At 70.4% G+C, this 26,834-nt stretch carries 21 protein-coding genes and 1 pseudogene; 9 read left to right on the forward strand and 13 right to left on the reverse strand.

Annotation, left to right across the window (positions count from 1 at the left end):
• The 3 genes and pseudogenes from F0U44_RS23045 to F0U44_RS14495 form a co-directional block, all read left to right on the forward strand.
• A pseudogene (locus F0U44_RS23045) lies at nucleotides 1-1,018 on the forward strand (hypothetical protein); the annotation flags it as partial.
• A 45-nt stretch (nucleotides 1,019-1,063) separates the two neighbouring features.
• Nucleotides 1,064-1,762: a class I SAM-dependent methyltransferase gene (locus tag F0U44_RS14490; RefSeq protein ID WP_149729073.1), complete on the forward strand. Its 699-nt coding sequence runs from the start codon at nucleotides 1,064-1,066 to the stop codon at nucleotides 1,760-1,762.
• Nucleotides 1,759-2,691 carry a hypothetical protein gene (locus F0U44_RS14495; RefSeq protein ID WP_149729075.1) on the forward strand — a complete coding sequence of 311 codons (933 nt, stop codon included), beginning with the start codon at nucleotides 1,759-1,761 and terminating at the stop codon, nucleotides 2,689-2,691. The genes F0U44_RS14490 and F0U44_RS14495 overlap by 4 nt, the downstream gene beginning before the upstream one ends.
• Before the next feature lie 45 nt (nucleotides 2,692-2,736).
• Here the strand turns inward: F0U44_RS14495 and pgfA are convergent, their stop codons facing one another.
• The 7 genes from pgfA to F0U44_RS14525 form a co-directional block, all read right to left on the reverse strand.
• Entirely contained in the window at nucleotides 2,737-3,696 is a 960-nt protein-coding gene (gene pgfA / locus F0U44_RS14500; RefSeq protein ID WP_223163701.1) for a cell envelope lipid trafficking protein PgfA, read from the reverse strand.
• Nucleotides 3,697-3,704: 8 nt separating this feature from the next.
• A complete protein-coding gene (locus F0U44_RS14505; protein ID WP_149729077.1) occupies nucleotides 3,705-4,949 on the reverse strand; it encodes a glycosyltransferase family 4 protein in 1,245 nt (414 codons plus the stop codon).
• Nucleotide 4,950: 1 nt separating this feature from the next.
• Nucleotides 4,951-5,787 carry a glycosyltransferase gene (locus tag F0U44_RS14510; protein WP_149729078.1) on the reverse strand — a complete coding sequence of 279 codons (837 nt, stop codon included), beginning with the start codon at nucleotides 5,785-5,787 and terminating at the stop codon, nucleotides 4,951-4,953.
• A 107-nt stretch (nucleotides 5,788-5,894) separates the two neighbouring features.
• Nucleotides 5,895-6,026, reverse strand: coding sequence for a hypothetical protein (locus tag F0U44_RS23745; RefSeq protein WP_281292639.1), 132 nt, complete (start codon nucleotides 6,024-6,026; stop codon nucleotides 5,895-5,897).
• 58 nt (nucleotides 6,027-6,084) lie between these two features.
• On the reverse strand, nucleotides 6,085-7,794 hold the full coding sequence (locus tag F0U44_RS14515; RefSeq protein ID WP_149729079.1) for an MmpA family trehalose lipid delivery protein: 1,710 nt from the start codon (nucleotides 7,792-7,794) through the stop codon (nucleotides 6,085-6,087).
• Complete coding sequence (locus tag F0U44_RS14520; RefSeq protein ID WP_149729080.1) at nucleotides 7,791-9,554, reverse strand: hypothetical protein; 1,764 nt, start codon at nucleotides 9,552-9,554, stop codon at nucleotides 7,791-7,793. The genes F0U44_RS14515 and F0U44_RS14520 overlap by 4 nt, the downstream gene beginning before the upstream one ends.
• Entirely contained in the window at nucleotides 9,551-13,582 is a 4,032-nt protein-coding gene (locus tag F0U44_RS14525; protein WP_149729081.1) for an alpha-(1->3)-arabinofuranosyltransferase domain-containing protein, read from the reverse strand. The genes F0U44_RS14520 and F0U44_RS14525 overlap by 4 nt, the downstream gene beginning before the upstream one ends.
• Nucleotides 13,583-13,637: 55 nt before the next feature.
• On the opposite strand from F0U44_RS14525, the gene F0U44_RS14530 reads away from it, so the two are divergent.
• The 4 genes from F0U44_RS14530 to F0U44_RS14545 all read left to right on the forward strand — a co-directional run bounded on the left by F0U44_RS14530 (nucleotide 13,638) and on the right by F0U44_RS14545 (nucleotide 17,337).
• The gene (locus tag F0U44_RS14530; RefSeq protein WP_246160493.1) at nucleotides 13,638-14,933 is read left to right on the forward strand and encodes a lipopolysaccharide biosynthesis protein; all 1,296 of its coding nucleotides are present in this window, start codon (nucleotides 13,638-13,640) and stop codon (nucleotides 14,931-14,933) included.
• A 134-nt stretch (nucleotides 14,934-15,067) separates the two neighbouring features.
• Nucleotides 15,068-15,301: a hypothetical protein gene (locus F0U44_RS14535; protein ID WP_149729083.1), complete on the forward strand. Its 234-nt coding sequence runs from the start codon at nucleotides 15,068-15,070 to the stop codon at nucleotides 15,299-15,301.
• Entirely contained in the window at nucleotides 15,302-16,429 is a 1,128-nt protein-coding gene (locus F0U44_RS14540) for a cupin domain-containing protein (protein ID WP_149729084.1), read from the forward strand. It abuts the gene before it with no gap.
• The gene (locus F0U44_RS14545) at nucleotides 16,426-17,337 is read left to right on the forward strand and encodes a ferredoxin family protein (RefSeq protein ID WP_368732093.1); all 912 of its coding nucleotides are present in this window, start codon (nucleotides 16,426-16,428) and stop codon (nucleotides 17,335-17,337) included. Before F0U44_RS14540 ends, F0U44_RS14545 begins: the two co-directional genes overlap by 4 nt.
• On the opposite strand, the gene polA is transcribed toward F0U44_RS14545, so the two are convergent.
• Entirely contained in the window at nucleotides 17,334-20,027 is a 2,694-nt protein-coding gene (gene polA, locus F0U44_RS14550) for a DNA polymerase I (RefSeq protein ID WP_149729086.1), read from the reverse strand. The genes F0U44_RS14545 and polA overlap by 4 nt on opposite strands.
• 41 nt (nucleotides 20,028-20,068) lie before the next feature.
• Here polA and F0U44_RS14555 point away from each other — a divergent pair, with 41 nt between their 5' ends.
• The gene (locus F0U44_RS14555) at nucleotides 20,069-20,494 is read left to right on the forward strand and encodes a PaaI family thioesterase (RefSeq protein WP_149729087.1); all 426 of its coding nucleotides are present in this window, start codon (nucleotides 20,069-20,071) and stop codon (nucleotides 20,492-20,494) included.
• 15 nt (nucleotides 20,495-20,509) lie between these two features.
• Here the strand turns inward: F0U44_RS14555 and F0U44_RS14560 are convergent, their stop codons facing one another.
• Entirely contained in the window at nucleotides 20,510-21,088 is a 579-nt protein-coding gene (locus tag F0U44_RS14560; protein ID WP_149729088.1) for a GNAT family N-acetyltransferase, read from the reverse strand.
• A 201-nt stretch (nucleotides 21,089-21,289) separates the two neighbouring features.
• On the opposite strand from F0U44_RS14560, the gene F0U44_RS14565 reads away from it, so the two are divergent.
• Nucleotides 21,290-22,582 carry an ABC transporter substrate-binding protein gene (locus tag F0U44_RS14565; RefSeq protein ID WP_246160494.1) on the forward strand — a complete coding sequence of 431 codons (1,293 nt, stop codon included), beginning with the start codon at nucleotides 21,290-21,292 and terminating at the stop codon, nucleotides 22,580-22,582.
• A gap of 86 nt (nucleotides 22,583-22,668) precedes the next feature.
• On the opposite strand, the gene F0U44_RS14570 is transcribed toward F0U44_RS14565, so the two are convergent.
• From F0U44_RS14570 to F0U44_RS14585, 4 genes are read right to left on the reverse strand one after another with little or no spacing between them, the layout of a single operon-like run.
• On the reverse strand, nucleotides 22,669-23,439 hold the full coding sequence (locus F0U44_RS14570; protein ID WP_149729090.1) for an ABC transporter ATP-binding protein: 771 nt from the start codon (nucleotides 23,437-23,439) through the stop codon (nucleotides 22,669-22,671).
• Nucleotides 23,436-24,338: an ABC transporter ATP-binding protein gene (locus tag F0U44_RS14575; protein WP_223163702.1), complete on the reverse strand. Its 903-nt coding sequence runs from the start codon at nucleotides 24,336-24,338 to the stop codon at nucleotides 23,436-23,438. Before F0U44_RS14575 ends, F0U44_RS14570 begins: the two co-directional genes overlap by 4 nt.
• A 4-nt stretch (nucleotides 24,339-24,342) precedes the next feature.
• Complete coding sequence (locus F0U44_RS14580; RefSeq protein ID WP_149729091.1) at nucleotides 24,343-25,338, reverse strand: branched-chain amino acid ABC transporter permease; 996 nt, start codon at nucleotides 25,336-25,338, stop codon at nucleotides 24,343-24,345.
• 13 nt (nucleotides 25,339-25,351) lie between these two features.
• A complete protein-coding gene (locus F0U44_RS14585) occupies nucleotides 25,352-26,734 on the reverse strand; it encodes an ABC transporter permease subunit (protein ID WP_149729092.1) in 1,383 nt (460 codons plus the stop codon).
• Between the last annotated feature and the right edge of the window lie 100 nt (nucleotides 26,735-26,834).

Below are 26,834 nucleotides of genomic sequence, written 5' to 3' on the forward strand. Positions count from 1 at the left end.
CATCGACCACCGCACCCAGGGCCCCGACCAAGGCACCGACCCGCTCGACCGCCACCACGACCTCGTCGACCACCGCCCCGACGGCGACGGCCTCACCCACGACGAGGAAACCGACCTCGGCACCGACCCGCTCGACCCCGACACCGACGGCGACGGCATCACCGACGGCGACGAGGTCCACGGCGACGCCAACGACGACTACAACAACGAGCCCACCGACCCGCTCGACGCCGACAGCGACGACGACGGCCTCACCGACGGCGCCGAGATCAACACCCACGGCACCGACCCCAACGACGCCGACACCGACGACGGCGGCATCGACGACGGCACCGAGGTCAACGACCAAGGCACCGACCCCCTCGACGGCTCCGACGACATCGTCGACAACGACCCCGACGGCGACGGCCTCACCAACGACGAGGAAACCGACCTCGGCACCGACCCGCTCGACCCCGACACCGACGATGACGGGCTCACCGACGGCGACGAGGTCAATGACGCGACCGACAGTTGCAGCACCGGGAGCACCGACCCGCTCGACCCCGACACCGACGGCGACACGCTGAAGGACGGGCGCGAGGTCAACGGCATCCGGATCGACCAGCAGGTCCACTTCAGTCGCAAGAAGGTCCGGTCGATCGGTGTCGTCAAGCCCGACCCGTGTGACGCCGACACCGACAACGACGGCCTGCGCGACGACCGAGAGGTCCGCGGCACCAAGATCAAGCAGAAGGTGATCGTCCGCACCAAGGACGGCAGCAGCTACGTGATCGGTCTCCGCAAGACCAACCCGGTCCGCAAGGACACCGACGGTGACGGCCTGCGCGACAAGGTCGAGGTCACGGGCAGCGCCAACGGGGCCCACGGCAACCACAAGTCCGACCCGACGCACTTCGACACCGACTTCGGTGGCATCAGCGACGGCCGTGAGGTCGAGGGCGGGGCCGACCCGGCCAACGTCCACTCGGGTCTGGAAAACCCGCGCGGCCTGCGCATGTTTGGTGGCCTGGGCTGACCCAGCCGCCGCAGTCGATCTCCTCGTCGTCCTAGAGTCCTGCCCGTGGACGACGAGGAGATCGCCAAGTCAGCTGCTCTCGAGGAGCGGCACTGGTGGTACGCCGAGCGGCGGGCCATGGTCCGACGTACGGTCGCGACCTGGCCCGCCGGTCGCGCGCTCGACGTCGGTTGCGGCGGCGGCGGTAACACCGCCGTGCTCCGCGACGCCGGGTGGTCGGTGACGGGCTTGGAGTACTCCCCCGCCGGCGCCCAGGCCGCCGCCTCGCGCGGGCTCGACGTGGTGCGGGGCGACGCCACCCGCCTGCCCTTCGCCGACGCGACCTTCGACCTGGTCATGTCGACCGACGTGTGGGAGCACATCGAGGACGACCGGCTGATCGCCAGTGAGGCCGCACGTGTGCTGCGCCCGGGCGGCCGCCTGCTGGTCGCGGTCCCCTGCAGCATGAAGCTCTGGAGCGGCCACGACGTGGCGCTGGGGCACTTCCGACGCTACGAGCGCGACGAGCTCGACCGGCTCGTCACCGGGGCCGGCCTCGAGGTCGTCGACCTCTGGTCGTGGAACGTCCTCCTCCGGCCGGTCGTCCGCGCGCGGCGGCGCAAGAAGAGCGAAGCGGAGAGCGAGATGGAGCACGTCAACCCGGTGCTCAACGCCGGACTGCGCTCGGCCGTCGCCCTCGAGCGCGTGCTGCCGCTGCGCCGGCTCCCCGGCGTCAGCCTGGTGGTCTCGGCGCGCAAGCCGTGACCGATCAGGCGCGCTGGGTCGCCGATCCGACGATCGGCTGGCGGATCCTGCTCACGGCGACCCTGCCCGAGCCCGCCCCCGTCGACGCCGACCTGACCGCCGCCACCACCGACGAGCTCCGCCACGACCTGGCGCTGCCGGACCGCCGCCCGATCCTGATCGGGGTGGCCGGGTCCGATCTCGTCGTCTCCGCCCACCACAGCGCCGCTGACGGACTCGGCCTGCTCGCCGTCCTCGAGCGCCTCGGCTTCGGCCCGGCCACGTCGTCGGCCCGCGGCGTCGGTGACCGGCCCGCAGCGCACGGCTACCTCGGCACCGTCACCCGCCGCCTCGCGGAGGCGGCGTTCCACCCGCCCGCATCGCTTACCCCCCGAAGTGCGGTCCCAGCGGCCATCGGCGACGTCATGGTCGAGATCGAGGTGGCGGGATCGATCCGCACCGCGGTGCTCGTGCACGCCGCGGCCCACGCGCTCGCGGCCCACGGAGCTGATCGGCATGTCGCCGTCGCGGTGGGCGTCACCCGCGACCCGGCTGCGGGCGTCGACGACCGCAGCGCCCTCCTCCGGCTGCGCGACGTCGAGCGGATGGACCCCACTGACATCGAGCGCGCCCTCCGGGAGGCGCCGGCCGAGCGGCCACCGGTCAGCCGGTCAGGTCCCCTTGATCGGGCTGCAGCGGGCGCGATGCGTCTGCTGTCCCGACGACTCGGCTCGACGCTGCTCGTCTCCCACCTCGGCGAAGTGACCGCGCCCCACGTCGACCGGCTCGCCTTCCATCCGGTGACCGCCGGCGGCACCGGCATCTCGCTGGGCGCGGTGGGGCACGGCGGTCGCACGGTGGTCACCCTGCGCGCCCGTGCGGCCGACTGGGACGCCGACGGCCTCGAGCAGGTGCTCGAGGCCGTCAGGGGCAGGCTGTCGGAAAGCTAGATCAGCCCGCCCGCTCCCTCCAGGGAGTCTGGGGTGTTGCAGGTGTCACGCCGTGACCAGCGGGCGCTCCTCCTTGTGGTGACCGGGCTCGATCGCGCTCTGCCGGCGGTTGATGAGCAGTCCGACGGCGAGCATCGTCAGGCCGACGAGCAGCAGTCCGACCGGGAAGAGGAAGCGCATGCCGCCGAGCAGGCTCGCCTTCGTCTCCACGTCGTTGATGTTCTTGTCGACCTGCGCGTCGGTGTAGTGGACGTTGCCGATGAAGGCCGGCACGTGCTGGCCGTCGTAGACCAGCTCCTGGACCCGCTCCTCGATGCGGTGGACCGGGGAGCCGGTGACGGGCTCGACGTAGAACGTGCGGGTCATCGAATAGACCATGTCGGCCTCGACCTCGGACTCCTTCGAACCGAACACCGAACCCGGCACCTCGCGCTGCTCGACGACGGTCGGCTCGATCACCTGGACGAACTTGTAGACGTGGAGCCCCTGGAGCGACTCCTCGCCCTCGAACGTCGCCGGGGTCGCCTCACCGGTCGGGCCGTCCCACATGTCGTAGGTCTTCTTCTCGGTGTTGAACGGGAACTTGTAGACCTGCCCCTCGAAGACCGTCGGCACCTCCTCGACGGCGTCGCCGTCGGAGACCGCCTCCCAGGTGTCGCACGCGTCGCAGTCGACGCCGGCGCCGGTGACGGCGTCGAAGGCGACCCGCTCGGTCGAGAACTGGAAGTTGCCGCCCTCGGCCTTGTCGATCCGGGTCGCGTTGACCCAGACGACGTCACCGTCGGGCACGTCGGCCTCGGCGTCTTCGCTCGTCTTCGAGGTGATGACGAGGTCGTGGGTCTCCGGCGCGAGCACCTCGGGGTCGGAGTTGAAGATGACAGCTCCGGTGGCCTCGAGGGCGGTCTCGCTGTGGTAGCCGGCGGGCACCCGTGCGAGCGCCGGGTAGGCGTAGAAACGCACGAGCGCCGCAGCAACGACGAGGAACACCCCCAGTCCGACGAGCACTGGTCCGATCATTCGACGCATGACGTTCCTCCCATGACGGCCACTCGGTCTTTGCGCGAGCGGAGTTGTACGGCGGGCGCGGCGCCCGTCGTGAGTGAGTGGACGACCAGGTCGCGCGCCTCACGGCGCATCTGCTCCCAGTCGAAGTGATGGGCCCACCGCTGGCAGGCCTCGAAGCGTTGTGCCCGCATCGCGGGGTCGTCGGCCTCGGCCAGCGCCTGGGCGAGGGTCGCGGTCAGTCGGCCACCGACGACATCGAGGTCGCGGTCATCGGCGACCAGCCAGCCCGTCCTCTGCGGCTGGATGGAGTCGCGCAGGCCGGGGACGTCGCGGGCCAGCGTCGGTACGCCGTGGCCAGCAGCCTCGATCACGACCTGGCCCCAGCCCTCGGCGTCGGACGCGCACACGTGCACCGCGGCCCGGGCGAGCAGCGTGGCCTTGGTCGGGTCGTCGACGAACCCGTGGAAGGTCACCCGGTCGGCGATGCCGAGCTCGGCGGCGAGCCGCTCGAGGTCGTCGCGCTCCGGCCCCTTGCCGATCACGTCGAGGTGGAGCAGCGGTCGCGTCGGGCAGAGGACGGCGATCGCCCGGATCACGGCGTCGACGCGCTTGTGGGCGACGAGCCGGCCGAGGACGGCGACCCGATCGGGGTCCTTGGCCAGCGGGTTGCCGGCCCCGAGCGGCGGCAGGTCAGCGCCGTTGTGGAGCAGCCCGACCGGCCCGGTCCAGCCGAGCTGGCCGCGCATCTCCTCGACCGTCGACTCCGAGACCGCGACGACCGGTCGCCGACGGTAGACGGCCGGCATGGCGACCCGTTCGAGCCACTTGCCCAGAGCTGCGACCGGGCGCGGGAAGTGGGTGGAGAACTGCTCCTGGTGCACGTGGTGCATCACCAGCAGGACGGGAGTCGACCGGCGCACGAAGAGCGGCGCGAAGGACGGCAGCCCGCACGACGGGTCGATGACCGCGTCCACCCGGCGGCGCCGGGCGAGCAGGCGCAGGGCCGTGTGCGGGTAGAAGGAAAGGGCGTTGCCCCGTCGGCGTACGACGATGCCGTCACGCACCGTGGTCGCCTCCTGCCCGGGCTCTCGCGCCGTCAGGAACTCGACCTCGGCCCCACCGTCGCGGAGCCCGCAGGCGAGCTCCCACGCGTAGATCTCCGACCCGCCGGCGAGCGAGTGGTCGAGGTCGCGCCAGTTGACGACGACCACGCGCTGGCCGGCGAGCGGGAGCAGGGCCGAGACGGATGCCATGTCAGCGGTCTCCGAGCAGCGAGGCGGCCGAGGCGACGGCGATGGCTACCGGCAGGGCGACGGGAGCAGGCAGCGGCATGGGGGACCGCGAGCCTGCACCTGACGTCGCCCCGCCGGCGATCGGGGCACCGAGGCGCCGCGTGCGCCAGGCGATCGCGGCGAGCTCGGTGAAGGCGCCAGCGCCGTGGCGGGCCGGCTGGAAGGTGGACCCGGGCACGTCGGTCCACCGCACGGGGATCTCGACGATGCGGGCATCCTCGGCCCGCAGGCGCACGAGGAGCTCGACGTCGAAGGAGAAGCCGCGAGCCTGCAGGTCCTGCGCGACGGAGCGCGCGAGGTCGCCGCGCATCACCTTGAAGCCGCACTGGGTGTCGGCGATGCCGGAGACCAGGCGGCCGGCCAGACGCCGGTAGAGCGCGGCACCGGCCGTGCGGGTGCGGCAGCTGCGCACGTCGGCGAGCGAGTCGACCAGACCGCGCGACCCGATCACGACGTCGGCCCCGAGCCGGATCCGGCGGATCGCCTCGTCGAGCGCCGACAGGTCGGTCGCGCCGTCGGCGTCCATGAAGGCGACGACGTCGGCGTCGCTGGCCAGCAGGCCAGCACGTACGGCGGCGCCCTTGCCGCGCACGGGGCACCGCACCACCCGCACCGGCATGGCCGCGGTCGCGGCAGCGCTGGCCACCTCGGCGGTGCGGTCGGTGCTGCCGTTGTCGACGACGAGCACCTCGATCGGACCGAGGTGGTGGTGGCGCTGCGCGATGAACCGCCGCAGCGTGCGGAGCGTACGAGGAAGCCTGAGCTCCTCGTTGTACGCAGGAATGACGATGTGCAGCATCGGACCCTCCCAAGCCGTCTGCCAAGGACACCGTCCCGCTCCCGAGGGACGATGTCGTGAACTATCCGGCCGCCCGCGCGCTCCCCAGCTGCGGGTGGCCGTCGCTCCTACTCGCTGGAGTAGGTGTAGAGATCCTTGTTGGCGACGGGCTTCTGCCCGTCCTGTGCGGCGTTGACGCCGCCGACGAGCACGGCGCTTGCGGCCAACGCTCCGACGACCGCCGAAATGAGCATGTTCATAGAAAGGTCCCCTCCCAAAGACCTTGGTCGGACCGGTGACCCGATCCGTCTGATCTCGTCAGTATGCGTGACGAAGATCTCTCCCGTAGTGGATTCTGACGACACAACCGACCAAAAGGCAAACCCCCGCGGCGGCGTGTCCGAGCCAAATCAGGACATTTGACCTGATTTGGCTTTCCCCGTCATCGGTTTCAGCGACGGGAGGATCTCCGGCCGAGAGGTCGATGAGAACAAGTTCCTCCCCATCGTGCACGATGTCTCCCTGCGGCGCCGCGACCGTGCCCATCCCCTTCTCGACCAGCACCCAGCGCACGCCGATGCCGCGCAGCGCGCCCGCCGGGTCGTCGGCAGTGAGCGCCGTACCGACCTGTTCGACGCGGGGATCCTCGGCGGGCACCGTGCGTTCCTCGAGCAGGACCTCGTCGTCGACGAGCACCTCACCGGGGAAGTAGCGCGGCGCCGGGTCGAGCACGGCGCGCCGATGGTTCCAGTCGAATCCCCGGTAAGCGCCCTCCCACGGAAGCACCACCACGCGGCCGGGATCATCGCCCAGCAGATCGCTCACCTCGGCCCACTCGTCGGGGTAGGACGAGCGCTCCAGCTCGCCGCCCGCACCCCAGGCCAGCGCGGGGAGCAGCAGCACCGGCGCGACCACGACGAGTCCGACGACAGCCCAGAGCGCCTCGCGGCCGCGCCCGACGTGCTCGCGTACTGCGGCGGCGGCCCCAGCGGCCCCGATCGGGAGAACCACGGCCAGCGGGGCGAGGAAGCGGTGCGAGTCGCGGAACAGGGCGACCCCCGGCAGATGGGCCGCGAGGTCCTCGAGGGTGCCGGCACCCCCCGGGACCGTCGGCGCGGCGGCGAGGGCCAGTGCCCCGGCCCCCAGGGCGAGCAACCGGCGCCACTCCCCCGGGTGGTCTCGCACGGCGCGCCGGACACCGGCCACGGCTGCGATCGTGAGCAGGCACGACAGCAGCACCAACGCCGTACTTGTGCGAGCACCGGGAAGGATCGACGTTTTCCAGATGCCGCCGAGGGAGAGCAGGCTCGCCAAGGCCCCGGCGCCGGACTCCGCGCGTGCGGCGAAGGCGCTGAAGACGCCGTCCGCCGACACGCGCGCCGACTCCGCGGTGAGGGCGGGCACCAGCCACGTCAGGTTGGCCGCGAGTGCGATCGCGCCGGTGGCCCACCACGTGCGCCGGTCCCGGGTGAGTCCGAGCGCGGCCAGAACGACAGCAGCCATCACCCCGCTCGACGGGCTGCAGATCGCCGCCAGCGCGACGGCGACCGCCGCCTCGGCCCAGCCACGGCGAGGCTCGGCCCGCAGGTGGCGCGCGGCCACGACCACCCACGGGAGGGCGAGGTAGCCGAGAAGGATCGCCCACTGACCGATGAGGAGTCGCTCGTAGACCCACGGGTTCCAGAGCAGGAGGGTGATGGCGGCGGCGCGGGCATACCAGGCGTGCTCGCGGACGGCCCTGCCCATGCCGAGGCCGCCGAGGATGAACCCGCCGACCAGCAGCAACCGCTGCACCCAGCTCCCCGGCACGACGTGGGTGGCGAGCGAGACCAGCGCGTCCATCGGGACCGCCCGCGGGAGCGATCCGTCGAGGCCGAGCCACGCCGACTTCCACGGCTGCTCGGGCACGAAGACCATGTCGCCGAAGAGCCAGTAGCCCGAGCCGACCAGCAACGGCCCGAAGACAGCCAGGGCGAGCGCGGACGTCCAGGCCAGGTCGGCACTGGTGGCGCGGTCGGGCCGGGTCACGGCGTCACCGGGAGACCGGCCGCGACGCCCGTGACGCACACGGTGGCGCGTCCGTCGCCAACCAGGTCGAGGACCTGCACGTCATCGTCGAGGTCGGGAAGCACGAGCCAGACCTCGTTGGGCCCGCGCCGGGCCAAGAACTCCTCGTGCCAGCCACCGCTGGTCACCGTCACGGTCGACTCGCTGCCGGAGTAGTAGTCGATCCGCAGCAGCAGCCGGCCCGACACGGGCGCGCGCAGCATCACCGTCGCCGGGTCCGCCGACACCGGATAGCCACAGCTGCGCGACGGGCCCGGCCTGCTCGTGACGGGCCCGACGAGCTCGGCCGGCCGCAGGCTGCCGTCGCTCGCGACGACGCGCATCCGCGCGGACGGACCGTCGAACGCTGGCCGCTCCGGGAGCGGACCGAAGATGACCGAGTAGCGGTTGTCCCCGTCGACGAGGGGCAGGACCAGCTCTGCGGGCGCTGCGCCGTCGAAGACCACCTGGTCGGGGTCGTCGGCCAGGGCATCGCGGAAGTGGGTGACGAACGCCCGGTCGGCCGTGTTCTGGAAGGCGGGCACGAGGAGCGCGGTGCCGAGGGCCGCCACGACGCCGTACGCCGCCAGGGACGTGCCGACCACGAGAGCGCGCCGCTTCCCCGACGCCAGCGCGGGCACTGGCGCGGCGCCGCGCAGGCACAGCGCGATGCAGACCACCACAGCGTGCAACGTGTCGGAGGAGTAGCGCGGATCCAGGCCGATGATGTCGCCGAAGGCCGATCGACCGGAGAGGAGCAGGGCCAGGTCGGCGGCGACGTAGCCCACGAGGACCGCCACGCCCCAGCGACGGGCCGGACCCCCGAGCCACAACAGGAGGCCGATGACCGCGACGACCAGCACCCCGCTGGCGACGGTGACCCAGGTGGCCGGGACGACAGCACCACCCTGGACGTGACCGGCCCAGGGGCCTCCGACCAATCCGGGGACGACGTTCTGACCCACGAACGACCACGACACGTCGAGCTGCTGGCGCGCCGTGCCGCCGCCGCCCACGACGTCGGTGAGGGCAGCGTGCCCCGCGAGGAAGCCTCCCAGCAGGGCCACGAGCGCGAGCCACAACCACCAGTAGCGCCGCAGCGCGGCGACCAGCCGTCGCCACCCGGTCGCCTCGTCCGCGATCGCGACCGCCACCCCGAGCAGGAGCGGCACGATGAGGACGGCCCGCTCGTGCCACAGCAGCCCGACGGCCACCGCCGCGATGATCCCCAGCGTGTTGACCCAGGTGCGGCCATCGCCCTGGCGCCACCGGATGAGCAGCCAGATCGCGGTCAGCGAGCAGAGGACCTGCGGCCACAGGAACATCGACGCGCTCCACCACAGCGTCGGCGCGAGCGTGATCGGGGCCCAGGCGAAGACCGCCAGGAGCACCACCCTCGTCCACCCCGCGCCGAGGAGCCGCGACAGGATGAGCCAGACCAGGGCTGTCGCAGCGAGGTTGGCAGCCAGGATCACCGTCACGACCACGGCCCAGTCGAAGGGCGCGTGATGGGCCACCAGCCAGAGCGTCAGCTGTTGCAACGGGTTGACGTGTCCGGCGAAGTCGGCGAACAGGTAGTCCCACGTCAGGTCGGCCCGGTAGGCACGACCGGTCATGTAGAAGTCGTCCTGGTTGAAGTAGGAGTCGGCGAGCAGCCGGCCGCGGACGACGGCGAGCACCACGAGCACTCCGAGTGCCGCCGCTCCCTGCACGCCCCTCCAGGGCCGCACGGGCGCGCTCACGGCTCGACCTCGCTCAGCGCAGCGGGCTGGTCCGGCACGCCCAGCACGACACCGATGACGAGGCCCACCCCGACGGCCGCGATGACGTCGGCTGCCCCGTCAAGGGTCTCCGGGCGGCCGAGTGCATCGAGGATCCCCGACAGGGCGACGAACGCGCCGCCAGTGGCGGCCACGTGGACCCATCGGGCCCGAGGCGAGGCGAGCATGCCGATCACCAACCCGACGGTGGCGATGGGACCGAGGAACAGCAACGCCGCTCCCCCGGCGACCCAGCACACGACACCCGACGGTGGAGCGTCCGGTGGCCAGTCGGTGAAGGGCACCGGCTCGGCAGCGAGACCGCGGCGCCGTCGTACGACCGAGAGCAGGGCGACCACCAGCGCGGCCAGCAGCAGTGACCCGCTGGCCGCGATCCCCAGTGGCAGTACGACGTCGTAGGTGCGCTGCGGACGGAAGCTGAGCTCGACGGTGACCTCACCGCTCTCCGGCAGGATCCAGCCCTGCTGCCAGCCGTCGACGCGGATCGGCGTGAGCTCCTTGCCGTCGACCTCGGCGACCCAGCCGTCGTTGTAGTTCTCCGGGACCGAGAGCAGGGTCTCCGACCCGCCGGAGACCACGGCCGTGCGCTCGGAGTCGTCCCACCGCTCGAGGGTGACCCTCCGTCCCGGGGAGGGTGACGCCGAGTCCTTCGGGCGCGAGACCAGGTCGGTGACGAAGAACTCCGCGGTGGGCACGGCATGGACGCGGTGTTGCCCCGGGTCGAGGCGAACGACGATCCCCCTACCGGTGTCCTTGTCGCACGCCTCGAGGGCGAGCGGACTCCCGTTGACGACATCGGCCATGGTGCCGGTCACCCGGGTCGAGTAGGCCACGCCGTCGACGTAGACCGTCGGCCCAAGACCACACACCGCCCCCGTCGGGGTGTCGAGCGGCAGCGGGTTGGCCACGTCGACCCCGGTGAGCGAGATCTCCGAGACGGCGACGTGTCCGGCTCCGGGCGCCTTCTCGAAGCGGACGACCAGCTCGCGGGTGCGCACCCGGTCGAGGGCGACCGTGGTGTCGCCGGTCAGCCCGACCGCCTGAACGCGCCCGTGCGCGGTCACGACCACCCCCACGGGTGCGTCCTCTCCCGAGGCCACCTTGATGCCGGTGATGGTGCGCAGCCGCTTCCAGCGGAACGTGAGGGTCGGATAGAGGTCGCCGTTGTCGGAGACCCACGACGTGGTGGGCTGGTTGTCGTAGGCGAACCGGGCCGCGACCCGTGGGTCAGCGCCGAAGGTGGACGACGCCAGCACCGGTGGGCGCCGTTCGACGCGGTCGAGGAGCCTGGCGGCCTCCGGCGTGCTCCGCGCAACCACGTGCCCGCCGAGCTTGAGCCGCGCGCCCTCCGCGAGCGTGAAGGTGCGGTCCAGGCCCGACTTCTCCTCGGCGTCACGGATCCGCGCCACGTCGCAGTCGGGGGTCCCAAGCACCACAGAGCACGCCCGACGGCCGGGGGTCGTCGCGAAGGTCAGCGCCGCCCCCTGCGGGACGGCGCCCGGCAGCACGAGCGTCCGGTCGGGGGTCAGCCCGTCGATGGCGACCTCGCGGAGCCCGACCCGGGCACCGCGCGCCGCCGAGGCGGCGGCGACCACCCGGATCTCCACCGAGTCGACGGCGCTCCCGTCGAGCTGGACGACGGCCGGTGCGCCCGACGTGTTGACCTCGACTCGCTCGTGTTGGTCGCCCGCCACCACCTCGAGGGTCCGGATGGGCGCCACGGCGAGATCCCCTGCCAGGGGCGTGATCGTCACCCGGTGCACGGCCCGCGGCCCGTCGAAGGTCAAGCGCAACCACTGGTCGTCGGGCTCGCCGGCGAGCGAGCTGACCCACTGAGTGTCGAGGTCGCCGTCGATCGCGGCGGCCGGGCCGGCCTGGACGAGGACCGGACCGTAGTTGTCCGCATAACCCTGCGCGGACGACGCGGTGACCGACGTCAGTCCGTCGTAGTCGGCGATGACCTGCGCAGTAGGTCCCCCCGGTCCGCCGGGATAGTTGTGGACCGAGCGCTCGACCCGCCATGGCTCCTCGGCGGTCATGATCGCCGACAACGACTCGTCGTTGTTGCCGAAGGCCCGCTCCCGCCTCTGGTCGGAGTCGGTGACGACGTCGGCGTCGTCGTCCCAGCCGCCCTCCCCCTCGAGCACCGTCGGGCGGCCCGGAGCCAGCAGCCCGCCGTCCTGGAGCGCGAGCACGCTCTCGGAGGCTCCACGGACCGTCACCACGTCGTCGACGTCGGTCGCGCGCAGCGACGTGAACGCCTCGGGCACCTCGAACACCTCGATCGCCGCACCATCGGGCGTACGCCCGAAGCCGGCGACCCGCTCCAGGCCCGCACGCGCGAGCGAGACGGCCGACGCGCCCGGATGCGGCGAGTCGGTCAGGTCGCGCAGCAGGTCGCGACGGATGACGACATGGGTGATCCCCGCGCGCGCCAGCTCGCCGCCGAGCGCCTCGGTGGCGCGACCGGTCGCGATCTCCTGGTCGAGCGCGGCCAGGAAGCGGATCGACTCACCGGGGATCAGCGGGACCTGGCTGCGACTGACGATCGGCGCCTGGCCGAGGATCGTGAGTGGCTCGTCGAGGGTCCATCCCCAGTCCTGCTGGGCGAAGCGGGACCCCGGCACCACGAGGGTGCGGCCGCCCTCGATCCCGCCCGGCGCGTGCTCGGCGAGGTAGGCCCTGGCCTGCTGCCAGTCGGACGGGATCGCGTCCCAGCCCGGCGTGCGCGCCTCGCCCTCCAGATAGGGCCGACCGAGGACGAGCACCACGAGCAGCGGCGCCAGGAGGAGCAGGCGCTCGGCCTGCCGGAGCCGCGGCATCCGATCGAGCAGCACCTCCGTTGCGGCTGCGACGGCGCAGCCGAAGCCGATCGCCAAGGGCAGTCGCACGACAGGGTCGATCTTGTGCACGTTGCGGAAGATCTGGAGCGGGCCGTCGAGGAGGTCCCGGACCAGCCCCGCGACAGGGGTGCCCGCGACGCCACCATGGGCGACGGTCAGGCAAGTCAGCCCGAGCGCCGCGGCCAGCATGAGCGGTCGCTTGATCGAGCTGTCCAGCAGCGTCAGACCGACCAGGCCGACGCCGGCGACAACGGCGGCCGCCACGACCAGCACGGGGTCGGTCGCGAGGTGGAAGGCCGCCGGCCACCACGGCTGGTCACCGGAGACGAGGTAGGCGATCCACGACGAGTCCCCGCGCGACGCCTCCGACCAGCCGACGAGAGCGGTCGTGTCGCGCGAGCTCTCGACGTAGGCGTAGAAGGGCGGCGCGTACTGCGCGAGCAGGAGCAGGGGCAGCGCCCACCACAGGCAGGCGACCCCGATCGCGCCGAACCACGCGGCCGCCGCGCGCACACTGGTGAGCCCCCGCCGCACACCCCAGACCATCACGATCATGGCCAGCGGCAGGCAGGCCGCGGTCTCGACGGCGTTGACACCCCCCATGCAGACGACGGCCGCCCCGCTGAGGACGGCCGCACGCAGCGCAGGGACACGCCCACGGAGGTGCAGGACCACCACCAGCACGAGCCACGGCATCACCGCACCCGGTAACGACTCCCCCGTCTGCACCGACACCGTGCCGAGGAGCCGCGGGGAGAAGGCGAACACGACGCCCGCGAGCAGCGCCGGGAGATCGCTCAAACCGATCGCGCGCGCCACCCGACGCGCCCCCTCGCAGGCCACGATGAGGATCAGCGCCGACCAGAGGCGCTGGCTCACCCATCCCGGCATGGTGAGCGCGTCGGTCACGACGAACCACGTGCCCTGCGGGAAGAGGTAGCCGTAGGCCTGGTTCTGGAACTCTCCGAAGTTGGATCCCGGATGCCACAACGTGAAGGCGCCCGACAAGAAGCTGCCCGGCCGCTCGGTGAGCTCAGCTCGGGTGTCGTAGGTCGTCGCGCCAGGCTGCTGGAGGAGCATCAGCACGGTCACGAGGGCATACAGGCACGACGCGATCGCCGCCCCTGTCCTGTCCGTCTGCCGCATGTTGCTCCTCCTGGCCGGGGCAACCTTATGCCGCGGCGCCGTCTACGCTCGGAGGGTGACGAGCACCGTCGACCGCCCACAGCCCGAGGACACGGATTCCTCGGGACCCGGCGGCTCCGCCGTGCTCCGTTTGCTGCGCACCAGCGCCGGCATCGCTATCGCCATGGCCGTCATGAACGTCGGCACCTACGCCTTCCAGATGGTCGCAGCACGACTCCTCGGCCCGAGTGAGTACGGCGCCGTCGCCGGCATGATGGCGCTGCTGATGGTCCTCTCCGTCGTCCAGCTCGGCCTGCAGGCCACGGCCGCCCGCCGCATCGCGGCCACGCCCGAGGATGTGGCTGCGATCGAGCAGACGATCCTCACGACGACATGGCGGGCCGCCCTCGTCCTGGGCGCCGTCGCCCTCCTCGCTTCGCCGCTCGTGTGGTGGCTACTGCGGCTCGACGGGTTGCTGTCCGCAGTACTTCTGGGGTTGTGCGTCGTCCCGGTCACCGTGATGGGCGGCCAGGCCGGCGTGCTGCAGGGCGAGCGGCGGTGGCTGCCACTGAGCCTGGTCTACCTCTCGGTGGGCCTGCCGCGGGTGCTCATCGGCGGTGGCGCGCTCCTCGTCTCGGCGACCGAGGCGAGCGCGATGGCCGGCGTGCTGGTCGCCTCATGGATCCCGGTCGCCATCGGGAGCTGGACGCTGCGACGGCGCACCCACCGCGCCATCGTCACCGAGCACGACCGCGACGTCCGTCGCGACGTGCGCCGCGAGACCTACAGCAGCTCGCTGGCCCTGCTCGCGTTCGTCGCTCTCTCGAACCTCGACGTCGTCGTCGCCCGCAACGTGCTCGACGACCACCAGGCAGGGCTCTACGCCGGTGGCCTCATCGTGACCAAGGCGGTTCTCTTCCTGCCCCAGTTCGCGGTCGTCATCCTCTTCCCGTCGATGTCGACCGCCGGCGAGAGCCGTAGTGCCGTGATGCGCGGGCTCGCCTTCCTCAGCGGGCTCGGCGCCGCGTGCGTCGCCGGCACCTACCTCCTGAGCGGCCTCGCCCTGGTCTTCATCGGCGGCAACGACTACGAGGACGTGCAGTCCCGGCTCTGGCTCTTCGCCGTGTTGGGCGGCCTGCTGTCGGTGCTCCAGCTCCTCGTCTACGCCGGCCTGGCGAAGCGAGGTCGCTGGACCAAGTACCTCGTCACGCTGGGCGTGCTCGCCCTGGTCGGGCTCGGATCGCTGGCCGACTCCCTCACCCGGCTCGCCGTCACCGTCGCCGTGATCGACGTGGTCGTCGTCGTCCTCCTCGTGGCCCTCCAGGTCTTCCGCGGCAAGAAGGGCACCGAGACCCTCGCCGCCGCCGGCTGAGGCCGCGCCTCGCACGGGCGTTCATCGCGCACGTGTGTCTCGCCGGGTTTGGGGCACTGAACGGCATGGGTCCGGCCCCTGCGCGTCCTGTCAGCGAGCCGTTCGAGGCCCACCAAGAACACCGAGGAGCAGAGATGACCGACACGCCTGACGAGACCCTCAGCGACGACGACATGACCACCGAGGCCGTGACGGGGTCGAGCCCCCAGCCAGCCGACGCAGACGGCACCGACGGTGACGCCGCGGACACGACCGATGGCGACGCGAGCGACAGCGACGGCACCGACAGCGACGGCACTGACAGCGACGAGACCGACATCCTCGACGGGGACGGGTCGGACGCCCCCGACGACGGCATCACGCCCTGAGTGTCCGCACTAGGACTGCTGACCGGTGACGCCCAGACCTTCCTGTCGAAGGTCTGGGCGTCGCGGGTCCATCTCCACCGCGGTGAGCCCGACGAGTTCGCCGCGCTGTTGTCGCTGCGCGACGCGGACCACCTGCTGACCTCGACCGCCCTCCGGACGCCCTCGATCCGGCTGGCTCAGGACGGCGCGGTGCTGTCCGAGTCTGCCTATACACGCCGCGCCACCATGGCCGGCAAGCCGCTGACCGGCCTGGTCGACGCCCGCAAGGCCCTGGCGCTATTCGAGGGTGGTGCGACCGTCGTCTTCCAAGGCCTGCACCGCTACTGGCCACCGCTCATGAACCTGGTGGCCGAGCTCGAGCTCGAGCTGGGCCATCCTTGCCAGGCCAACGCCTACCTGACGCCTCCGGGCTCTCAGGGATTCGCCCTGCACTCCGACTCCCACGACGTCTTCGTGTTCCAGACGGCCGGCGTGAAGCAGTGGGAGGTCCACGGTCAGGACGGTCCCGAGGACCTGCTGCTCGAGCCGGGACTCTCCCTCTACTTCCCCACGGGAACGCCGCATGCCGCCCGCGCCCAGGAGACCGTGTCGCTCCACGTCACGATCGGGATCAACCAGCTCACGTGGCGCGGTCTTCTCGAGCGCAGCATCGCCCCTGCGCTGGCGCGCGTCCCGGACAGCCACCTACCCGCCGGCTACCTCGACGACCCGAGCCTGCTGACGTCAGCGCTGGCCGAGCGCTTGGCGTCCCTCGCCGAGGAGATCCGCCAACTCGACGCCGGCGCCGCCGTCACAGCCGACATCCGCCGGTTCCTCACCTCGCTCCCCCCGCGGCTCGCCGGCGGCCTCGTCGACGGGCTCGCCCTACGCGGCGAGCTCGATGACAGCACGCGGCTGCGCCGTCGTCCTGGACATCCCTGCGTCCTGAGCGACGATGGCGAGCACCTCGAGTTGCTGCTCGGTGATCGGGCGATGACGGTCCCCCGCTGGATACGTCCGGCGCTCGAGGAGATCCGAGCACGACCTGACTTCAAGGTCGGCGACCTCGCCGACCATCTCGATCCCCCGAGCCGCCAGGTGCTCTGCAGGCGCCTCGTCCGCGAGGGTCTGCTCGAGACGGTGCCGTGACGTCCCCATCGGTCCCACGATTCTCTTGCGCACCCGCTAGCGCGGAGCGCGACGAGCCACTCGTCGGTACCGCCACGCACGTGCGGACCTGGCTGCTGCTCGAGCACTCTGGGTCCTGGGGCCAGGACGCGCTGCTCGACGCGCGTCTGCCGGACGGTCTCGGCGCCGCCCTCAAACAGCAGGCGAAGGCCTACCGCGCCAAGGTCGTGCTGGTCCGGTGCAGCGGCGCCCGCCGCGACCCACCGCGGCTCAACGTCTTCGTCGGCGACGCCGACCCCCACCGCCCTCGCCTCGAGCACGGGACGGTCGGCGACCTGCGCGAAGTGCTGGACCTCGACCTGACCACCTTCCGCTCCGGCGGCTCGTCCGGCCTGTCGCCGCACGACGGGCCCTTGTTCTGCGTCTGCACCAACGGACGTCACGACGCCTGCTGCGCCGAGCTCGGCCGGCCGATCGCGTCAGCGCTGAGCCAGTCCTACCCGGACGAGACCTGGGAGGTCTCCCACATCGGCGGCGATCGCTTCGCGGGCAACGTCCTGGTGCTGCCCGAGGGGCTCTACTACGGGCGCCTGGATCCTCGAGCTGCCCTCGCGATGGCCAGCGACCACCTCGCCGGGGAGCTCGACCTCGACCACCTCCGCGGCCGCTCGTCCGGCTCCATGGCCACCCAGGTCGCCGAGCACCACCTCCGGCTGCAACTGGGTGCCACTCGCATCCGCGACGTCAGCGTCCAGCGATCGACGACCGACGGATCCGTCACCGAGGCCACGATGACGGCGGGTGGTGCGACCTACGTCGTGCGCGTGCGGACCGTCGTTGATCCGGCGAGCGCCGCCCGCCTGACCTGCCGGGCACAGCGGGACAGCCCGGTCCCGCACCACGAGGTGTTGTCGGTGGAACGGGCCTAGTGCGCGGCCTCGTGCCAGCTCGCACCGGTGCCGACCGAGACGTCGAGCGGCACAGCCAGGTCAGCAGCGCCTCCCATCCGCTCGCGAACGACTGCCTCGAGCGCCTCGCGCTCCCCTTGCGCCACCTCGAACACGAGCTCGTCGTGGACCTGGAGCAGCATCCGTGACCGGAGACCCTGCTCCTCGATCGCGCGTTGGGTGTGCAGCATCGCGACCTTGATCAGGTCGGCCGCGGAGCCCTGGATGGGGGCGTTGAGCGCCATCCGCTCGGCCATCTCCCGACGCATCCGGTTGTCGCTGGTGAGATCGGGCAAGTAGCGACGCCGGCCCATGATCGTCTCGGTGAAGCCGGTGCGACGGGCCTCCTCGACCACGCCGCCGAGGTAGTCGCGGATGCCACCGAACGTCTCGAAGTATTCATCCATGAGGCCACGCGCCTCGCCGGGCTCGATGCCGAGCTGTTGGGACAGGCCGAAGGCGGACAGACCGTAGGCCAGGCCGTAGTTCATCGCCTTGATCTTGGCCCGCATCTCGGTCGTCACGTCGTCAGGCGCGACGTCGAACACGCGGGACGCGGTGATCGAGTGGAAGTCCTGACCTGACTTGAACGCCTCGATGAGGAGCTTGTCCTCCGACAGGTGCGCCATGATCCGCATCTCGATCTGGCTGTAGTCGGCCGTCATCAGACACTCGAAGCCGATACCGTCGACACTCTTCCCGACGACGAAGGCCTCACGGATCCGGCGGCCCTCCTCGGTGCGCACCGGGATGTTCTGCAGGTTGGGCTCGGTGCTCGACAACCGGCCGGTCGCCGCGATCATCTGGTTGAACGTCGTGTGGATCCGACCGTCGGGCTGGACGGTCTTGAGCAGACCTTCGATCGTCTGCCGCAACCGGCTGACGTCGCGGTGGCGCAGCAGGTGGAGCAGGAACGGGTGCTCGGTCTTCACGTAGAGGCCCTGCAGGGCATCGGCGTCGGTCGTGTAGCCGGTCTTGGTGCGCTTGGTCTTCGGCATGCCGAGCTCGTCGAAGAGCACGACCTGCAGCTGCTTGGGCGAGCCGAGGTTGATCTCCTTGCCGATCACCGCGAAGGCTTCTTCAGCGGCGTTGCGCACCTCGTCGCCGAAGTGCTGCTCGAGCGAGGTGAGGTGGTCGAGGTCGACCGCGATGCCGGTCTCCTCCATCGATGCCAGCAGGTGCACGAGCGGCAGCTCGACCTCGGTCAGCAGCTGGGAGCCGCCGGCACGATCGAGCTCGCCTTCGAGCGCCGTCGAGAGGTCGACGACCGCGCGGGCGTAGAGCATCGCCGTGGACGCGACGTCGGCGCCGTCGTCAAAGAGCGCGCCCTGGTCGGTGTCACCCTCGCCCTTGAGCTCGCGGCGCAGGTAGCGCAGCGTGAGGTCGGCCAGGTCGTAGGAGCGCTGGTCGGGCTGAGCGAGGTACGCCGTCAGCGCGGTGTCGCTCACCACGCCCGCGAGTCGCCAGCCGTGGGCAGCGAGGGCGAGCTCGGGGCCCTTGGCGTCGTGGAGGATCTTCGGGCGCGTGGTGTCGGCCAGCCACGCGGCCAGCGCCGACTCGTCGTCGGGCGTGAGGCCGGCGAGATCGACGTAGCCGGCCTGACCGTCGGCCGTAGCGAGGCCGACCCCGTCGACCGCGCCGCTGCCGGCGGCCCAGCTCCCGCGCACGTGCAGTCCCGCGACCTGGTCGCCGAGTCCCTCGAGGAAAGCGGTGATCTCACCGCCGCCGAGGATGCGGCCCTCGAGCTCGAAGCCACCCTCCTCCATCGGCTCCTCGCCAGCGAGGGTCTCGATCGTGCGGGTCTTCAGCTCGCCGCGGAACTCCAGCTCGTCGAACAGCTCGAGGGCCGCCTCGCGGTTCCAGGGCTGTAGCGCCATCTCGGAGGGGCGCATCGCGAGATCGAGATCGGTCACCAGCGCGTTGAGCCGGCGGTTGCGGATCACGTCGCCGAGGTGCTCGCGCAGCGCCTCGCCCTTCTTGCCGGTGATCTCGTCGGCGTGGGCGATCACGTTGTCGAGACCGTCGTAGGTGGAGATCCACTTCGCCGCGAAGCCCGGGCCGACGCCCGGCACACCGGGCAGGTTGTCGGAGGTCTCCCCGACGATCGCTGCCAGCTCGGGGTAGCGGTGGGGCGGTACGCCGTACTTCTCCTCGACCGCGGTCGGGGTCATCCGCGCCAGGTCGGACACGCCGCGCATCGGGTAGAGCACGGTCGATCGCTCGGTGACCAGCTGCAGCGAGTCGCGGTCGCCGGTGAGGATCAAGACCTCCATGTCGGCGGTCTGGTCGGCGAGCGCCTGGGTCACCAGCGTCGCGATGATGTCGTCGGCCTCGTAGCCCTCGGCCTTGAGGAACGGGATCGAGAACGCGGTGAGCACCCGCTCGATCAGCGGCAGCTGGCTGCTGAACTCCGTGGGCGTCTTGTTGCGCTTGGCCTTGTACTCGGAGTATTCGGCCAGGCGGAAGGTCTGGCGCGAGACGTCGAACGCCACCGCGACGTGGGTGGGCTGCTCGTCGCGCAGCACGTTGACCAGCATCGAGGTGAACCCGTAGACCGCGTTGGTGTTCTGTCCGGTCGCGGTCGAGAAGTTGTCGACCGGGAGCGCGAAGAACGCGCGGTAGGCCAAGGAGTGACCGTCGAGCAACAGCAGGCGAGGGCGAGTCTCAGGCACCCGCCGACTCTATCCACCGGCGCCGACAGCAGAATGACCCCATGACAGACCGGGACATCTCCATCGACGAGTTCCTCACCGTGCTGCCCGACGGAATGGGTCGGCTCAACGACAAGCTGGGCATCGAGCTCATCGAGATCTCCCCCGAGCGCGTCGTCGGCACCATGCCGGTGGAGGGCAACACCCAGCCGTTCCGTCTCCTGCACGGCGGCGCCTCCGTCGCCCTCGCCGAGACCCTCGGCTCGGTCGGATCGGGACTCCACGCCGGCCAGTACGGCAAGGTCTCGGTCGGCGTCGACATCAACGCCACCCACCACCGCTCCGCAACGAGCGGCATCGTGACCGGCACGGCCACCGCGATCCACCTGGGCCGCACCAGCGCGGCCTACGAGGTCGTGATCACCGACGAGAGCGGACGCCGGGTCTGCACCTCGCGCATCACCTGCGCGCTGGTCGAGCCCCGCTAAGGCGTTTCTCGAGCCCTACGGCAGCGGCACGTGCGTCGCGCCTCGGACGCGACGCTGGTTGCGGCGTCGTGCCACCAGGGCGCGCGGAGCGGTGCGCGGGGCGCCCGCCACAACGGCCGGCGTGATCCGGCTGCGCACGGCCGACGTCGGCGCCATGCGCACGGTGGCGACCGGCGCCAGCGCGAGACGCGCCATGAACCGGTTGGCCTCCCGGGACGTCGCCGGGACGGCGGTCGTCATCAGCAGGACGCCGTTCTCCTCGGCGAACGCGACCGCCACCTCGGTCAGCATCCGGCCGACGCCACGGCGACGGAACTCGTCGAAGACGCGCGGCTGGATCGACTGGACGCACGGTTCGAGGTTGATCGGGGAGACCGTCGTCAGGCGGAGGAAAACGCTCCCTGCGACCTGACCGTCGTGCTCGACCACGATGAACCGCTGCTCCGGCGAGGCCGCCGCACCCTTGATCACCAGCTCGAGATCGGCGACCTGCTCGGACCGGTCGACACGTCGGAGTACGTCGGACCAGAGGTCGACGAGAACCGGAGCGTCCTCGCGGCGAGCGATGCGCGGTATCAGGCTGGTCCTGCTCATCGCTTACCCCCTCGTGGTCGTCCGGTCACCCTACGCGTGCCCCGAGGAGGCGCGACAGGGGCCATGGACGAAAGATTACGGTTCGGGCACATCCGCTTTACGTCGGTCGCGACCGCCCCCACGGGGGCCGGTTCGGGTCTATCGTGCCCCCAATGCCCGCGGGCCGGGCAACCGAAAGATTCGGAGGACAAATTGAAGCGCATGACCAACACGATGCGTCTGGCCGCTGTTGCGACCGCAAGCGCGCTCGTGCTCTCTGCTTGTGGCAGCGACGACGGCGACAAGAAGAAGGACGACGACAAGGCCGGTTCCGACACGTCCAGCAGCGCTCCCGCGCCGACGGGCGACGGCAAGCTGGTCTTCGGCTCCCTGCTGCCGGCCACCGGAAGCCTGGCCTTCCTCGGCCCGCCGGAGTTCGCCGGCGTTGACCTCGCTGTCAAGGACATCAACGAGGCCGGCGGCGTGCTCGGCGAGGACGTCACCAATGTCAAGGGCGACTCGGGCGACACCGACTCCGGTATCGCTCCGGCCGAGACCGACCAGCTCCTCGACGCCGGATCCGACGTCATCATCGGCGCCGCTTCGTCCGGTGTCTCGCTGACCGTGATCGACAAGATCATGTCCTCGGGCTCGGTGATGTTCTCCCCCGCCAACACGTCGACCGCGTTCGACGAGGGCGACTACGCCGACCCGGACAACTACTTCCGCACCGCTCCGTCCGACATCCTGCAGGGCGCCGTGCTGGCCAACCTGCTGGTTCAGGACGGTCGCAAGAACGTCGCGATCATGGCTCGCCAGGACGCTTACGGCGAGACCCTCGCCGAGCAGGTGAAGGCCAACCTCGAGGCCCAGGGCTCCGAGGTTGCCGTGACCGTCTACTACGGCGAGAAGGCGCAGTCGTTCGACTCGCAGGTCGCCGAGGTCGCCGGCGCTGGTGCTGACGCGGTCGTCCTGATCGCGTTCGAGGAGACCACCTCGATCATCCCGCAGCTGATCCAGGCTGGCGTGGGCCCGCAGGACATCCCGACGTACTTCGTGGACGGCAACACCGCGAGCTACGCCCAGGACGCCTCGGCTCCGCTCCCCCCGGGCACCCTCGAGGGCACCAAGGGCACCATCCCCGGTGCTGAGACGGCCGACGACTTCAAGGCTCGCCTGCTCGAGGTCGACCCGGACCTGAAGGACTACGCCTACTCGGCTGAGTCCTACGACGCTGTGATCGTCTCCGCTCTGGCTGCGGTCGAGGCCGGCGACGACTCGGGTGACGCGATCGCCCAGCACATCGTCGACGTCACGGGCGGCGGCACCAAGTGCACGTCGTTCGCCGACTGCTCGGCGCTGCTGGCCGACGGCGAGGACATCGACTACGACGGTGTCTCCGGCCCGATCGAGCTCGGCGACACCGGTAGCCCGACCGCCGCGTCGATCGGTATCTACGAGTACGACAAGGACAACAACATCACCCCGGTCGACTACATCGCCGGTCAGATCTGAGTCCAGCTGAACAAGGCGAACGCCCCGGAACCGCAAGGTTCCGGGGCGTTTCGCTTGCTCGGGCTTCCGCGTGCTGGAGTCTGCCGTCAGCCGGTCGCGCCGAGGGTGCCCAGGTAGAGCTCGATGACCTTCGGGTCGCCAGCCAGGTCGCGGCCGCTGCCCGTGTAGGCGCTACGGCCCTGGTCGAGCACGTAGCCGCGGTCGCAGATCTGCAGGCAACGCCGGGCGTTCTGCTCGACCATGACGACCGAGACGCCGGCCTTGTTGATCTTCCGCGTCTGGACGAACACCTCATCCTGCATGACGGGTGACAGACCGGCCGACGGCTCGTCGAGGAGCAGCACCGAAGGATTCATCATCAGCGCGCGGCCCATCGCGACCATCTGGCGCTCACCACCGGACAACGAGCCCGCCCGCTGCTTGCGCCGCTCCCCCAAGGTCGGGAAGAGGTCGGTCACGAAGTCGAACCGCTCGGTGAAGCGCTTGGGGTCCTGGTAGCAGCCCATCTCGAGGTTCTCCTCGATGGTGAGGCTCGGGAAGACGTTGTTGGACTGCGGCACGAAGCCGATGCCCTGGCTCACGAGCTGGTCGGCGCGCTGGTTGGTGACGTCGACGCCGTCGAGCGTCACCGAGCCCTCGTGGACCTTGACCAGTCCGAACATCGCCTTGAGCAGCGTCGACTTGCCAGCACCGTTGGGTCCGATGATGCCGACGAGCTCGCCGCGCAAGCAGTAGAGGTCGGCGCCGTTGAGGATGTTGACGCCGGGGAGGTAGCCAGCGATCACGTTGTCCGCCCGCAGCACTGCCCCTTCGGCCGCGGTCTGGTGTGCCGCGCGGATCGAGTCGGTGTCGCTCATTCGCCCTCCTGGATCTCTGTCATCACCTGTTCGGCGATCGCGGCCTCGTCGAGGTCGCTCAGGTCGGTGTCGTGGTGGGCACCCAGGTAGGCGTCGATCACGCGTTGGTCGGCCATCACGGCGGCCGGCGTGCCCTCGGCGACGATGCGGCCCTGGGCCATGACGATCACCCAGTCGGAGATGTCGCGGACCATGTCCATGTCGTGCTCCACGAAGAGCACCGTGCGGCCCTCGTCACGCAGCGACTTCACGTGACCGAGCAGCGACTGCTTCAGCGCCGGGTTAACACCGGCCATCGGCTCGTCGAGCATGATCAGCTCGGGGTCGACCATGAGCGCCCGCGCCATCTCGAGGAGCTTGCGCTGGCCGCCTGACAAGGAGCCCGCGAAGTCCTCTTTCTTGGCGTCGAGCTTGAAGCGCACGAGCAGCTCGTCGGCGCGCTCGGTGATCTCGCGCTCCTGCCCCTCCCAGAGGAAGCGGAAGGGCGCCATCCACCAGCGCTCGCCCATCTGCCCCGTGGCGCCGAGCCGCATGTTCTCCATGACCGAGAGCTTCGAGAGCACCTTGGTCAGCTGGAACGTCCGGACCATCCCGCGGCGCGCCACCTTGAAGGCCGGCACCTTGTGGATCGGCTGGCCGTTGAAGGTCCAGCTGCCCGAGTCGGGCTGGTCGAAGCCCGTCAGCAGATTGAAGAGCGTCGTCTTGCCTGCACCGTTGGGCCCGATCAGCGCGGTGATGACTCCGCGCTGAATCTCGATGTGCCCGACGTCGACGGCCCGCAGACCGCCGAACTGGCGACTGATGTCGTCGCCGACGACGATCGGGTCGGGCTTCTTGGCGCCCGGCTCGTTGGGTACGTCGACGAGCGCGCCCAGCTTCGGGAGGGTTGCGTCAGTCATCTGCTCACCGTCCATCGATCGCGATCTCCCTGCGGTCACCGAAGATGCCTTGTGGTCGGTAGATCATCAGCAGCATCAGGCCGAGACCGGTCACGATGAACCGGACCAGGCTGGCCTGCGTGTCGGTCATCAGCCACGTCGGCAGGATCGGGTCGGCGCCGTCGGTCAGCTGGTTGAAGATCGAGCCGAGGCCCGCGATCAGGAACCAGAAGATGATCGAGCCGACGACCGGCCCGAGCACCCGGGCCGCGCCGCCGATGAGCAGCGCGGTGTAGGCGAAGAAGGTGATGTTGGTCGAGTAGTCGCTCGGCACGACCGAGGCCTGCTTGAGGGCCAGGAAGAGACCCGCGAGTCCACCGAACATGCCGCCCAGGACCAGCGCCTGCATCTTGTAGGCGAAGACGTTCTTACCGAGCGAGCGCACTGCGTCCTCGTCCTCACGGATCGAGCGGAGCACGCGACCCCACGGGCTGCGCATCAGGAGCCAGACCAGCAGGCAGCCCAGTGCGACCAGTGTCCAGCCCACCGTGACCGACCACAGGTCGTCCTTGCTGAACCGAAGGATGCCCAGGTCCAGCTCACCGCTGTAGGGGTTCATGTCCTTATAGGTCTTGGCGTAGCCGGTGATCCCGTTGGAGCCACCGAACTGCTCCTTGAACTCGACCGACCCGAAGATCAGCCGGAGGATCTCGGCTGTCGCGATCGTGACGATCGCGAGGTAGTCGGCACGTAGTCGCAGGGTCGGCACGCCGAGCACGATCGCCAACAGGATCGGCGCCAGGAACGACATGACGATGCCGAGCCAGAACGGTAGATCGGCCATCACCGTCGTGACCGCCAGCCCGTAGGCCGCGACGGACATGAAGCCTGCCTGACCGAAGTTGAGCAGCCCGGTGTAGCCGAAGTGGATGTTGAGGCCGATGGCTGCGAGCGCGAACACGATCGCGTTGGGGCCGAGAGCCTGGGTCAGTGCGGCACGGAGCACGTCCATGAGGTCCATGAGATCTCCTCCCTCACCCGATCCGCTCGCGGCGGCCGAGGATGCCTTGCGGTCTCACCAGCAAGATGAGCACGAGGACGACGAGCGCGCCGACCTCCTTGATCGACGACGGCACCCCGAAGAGCGGCCCGACCTCCACGATGATCCCGATGATCATCGAGCCGATGAGCGCGCCCCAGATGGTGCCGAGACCACCGAGCGTGACCGCAGCGAAGACGAGCAGCAGCAGTTTGAAGCCCATCAGGAAGTTGACCTGGCTGTTGACGGCGAGCAGGACCCCGGCGAGCCCGCTCATTGCCGTGCCCAGCACCCACGCCGTACTGATCACGCTGTCGACCCTCATGCCCGACGACGCCGCCAGGGCAGGGTTGTCGGAGACCGCGCGCATCGCCTTGCCCATGCGGGTCTTCATCATCGCGACGCACACACCGGCGATGGCCACCGTCGCGATCAGGATGATCGCGATCTCCTTGTCGGCCAGCTTGATGATGCCGAAGTCGTGAGCGCCCTGAGTCGTGTACTGCGACAGCGTCTTGGTGGAGCTGGAGTAGATGTACTGGAAGATGCTGCGCAGGAAGAGCCCGAAACCGATGGACACGATCATCATCGCGATCAGACCGGTGCCGCGCCGTCGCAAGGGCGCCCACAGACCCTTGTCCTGGGCCCACCCGAATCCCGCGGAAAGCAGCACCGCCACCAGTCCCGCGAGGATCACCGGGAGACCCACGCTGCGGTTGAACGTGTAGGTCAGGACGCCACCGAGCGTGATCAGCTCGCCGTGAGCGAAGTTGGTGAGGCCCGTCGTACCGAAGATCAGCGACAGGCCGAGGGCCGCCAGAGCGACGATCAGGCCGAACTTGATGCCCGAGGCGAGGCTCTGGGCGAGCTTGTCGCCGAACGACGCTTTCTCGCCCTTGGTCGCACCGATCGGGAAGTCGACGTAGGTCGGCGCCATCAGCCGCATCTTGACCGGGTCGGACTGGTTGCTGCCGTTGAGGTTGATGCCGTCGGGGAGCGTGTCCTCGTCGAGCTCGACGGTGTAGGTGTCGAGCGCCTCGACGGGGATGAACGCCAGTCCCGTCGCATCGGTGACGGCACTGCCGACCTCGGCTCCCGAGCTGTCGATGACCGTCAGGGTGACGCCCTCCAGGGGACGTCCCTTCGGGAACTCCTTGCTCTTGTCCGAGGAGTTCACGAGCGTCACGGCGATGCCGGGCCCGGACGGCTTCACCGGCTCCTCGGTCGTCACGTCGGTCGGCGTGGCCGTGGAATCCACGGTCGCGCTGCTCGACTCACTCGGACTCTCCGACGGCGTCGGATCGTCGTCAGCGAATGCTGCCGTCGGGATCGCCAGGATGAATCCGGCAATCAGCAGCGCCAACCAGCGCAGTCCCACTCGCGGCTCCCCCTAGATCTGGTCGCGAGGTGCCGACACCTCGCGGAGCAGGCAGCACTATATGCACCAGAAGGATCTGCGGTCATTGCCCCAGGGCCGT

The organism is Nocardioides humilatus, assembly GCF_008373755.1.
Classification (GTDB): Bacteria; Actinomycetota; Actinomycetes; order Propionibacteriales; family Nocardioidaceae; genus Nocardioides; species Nocardioides humilatus.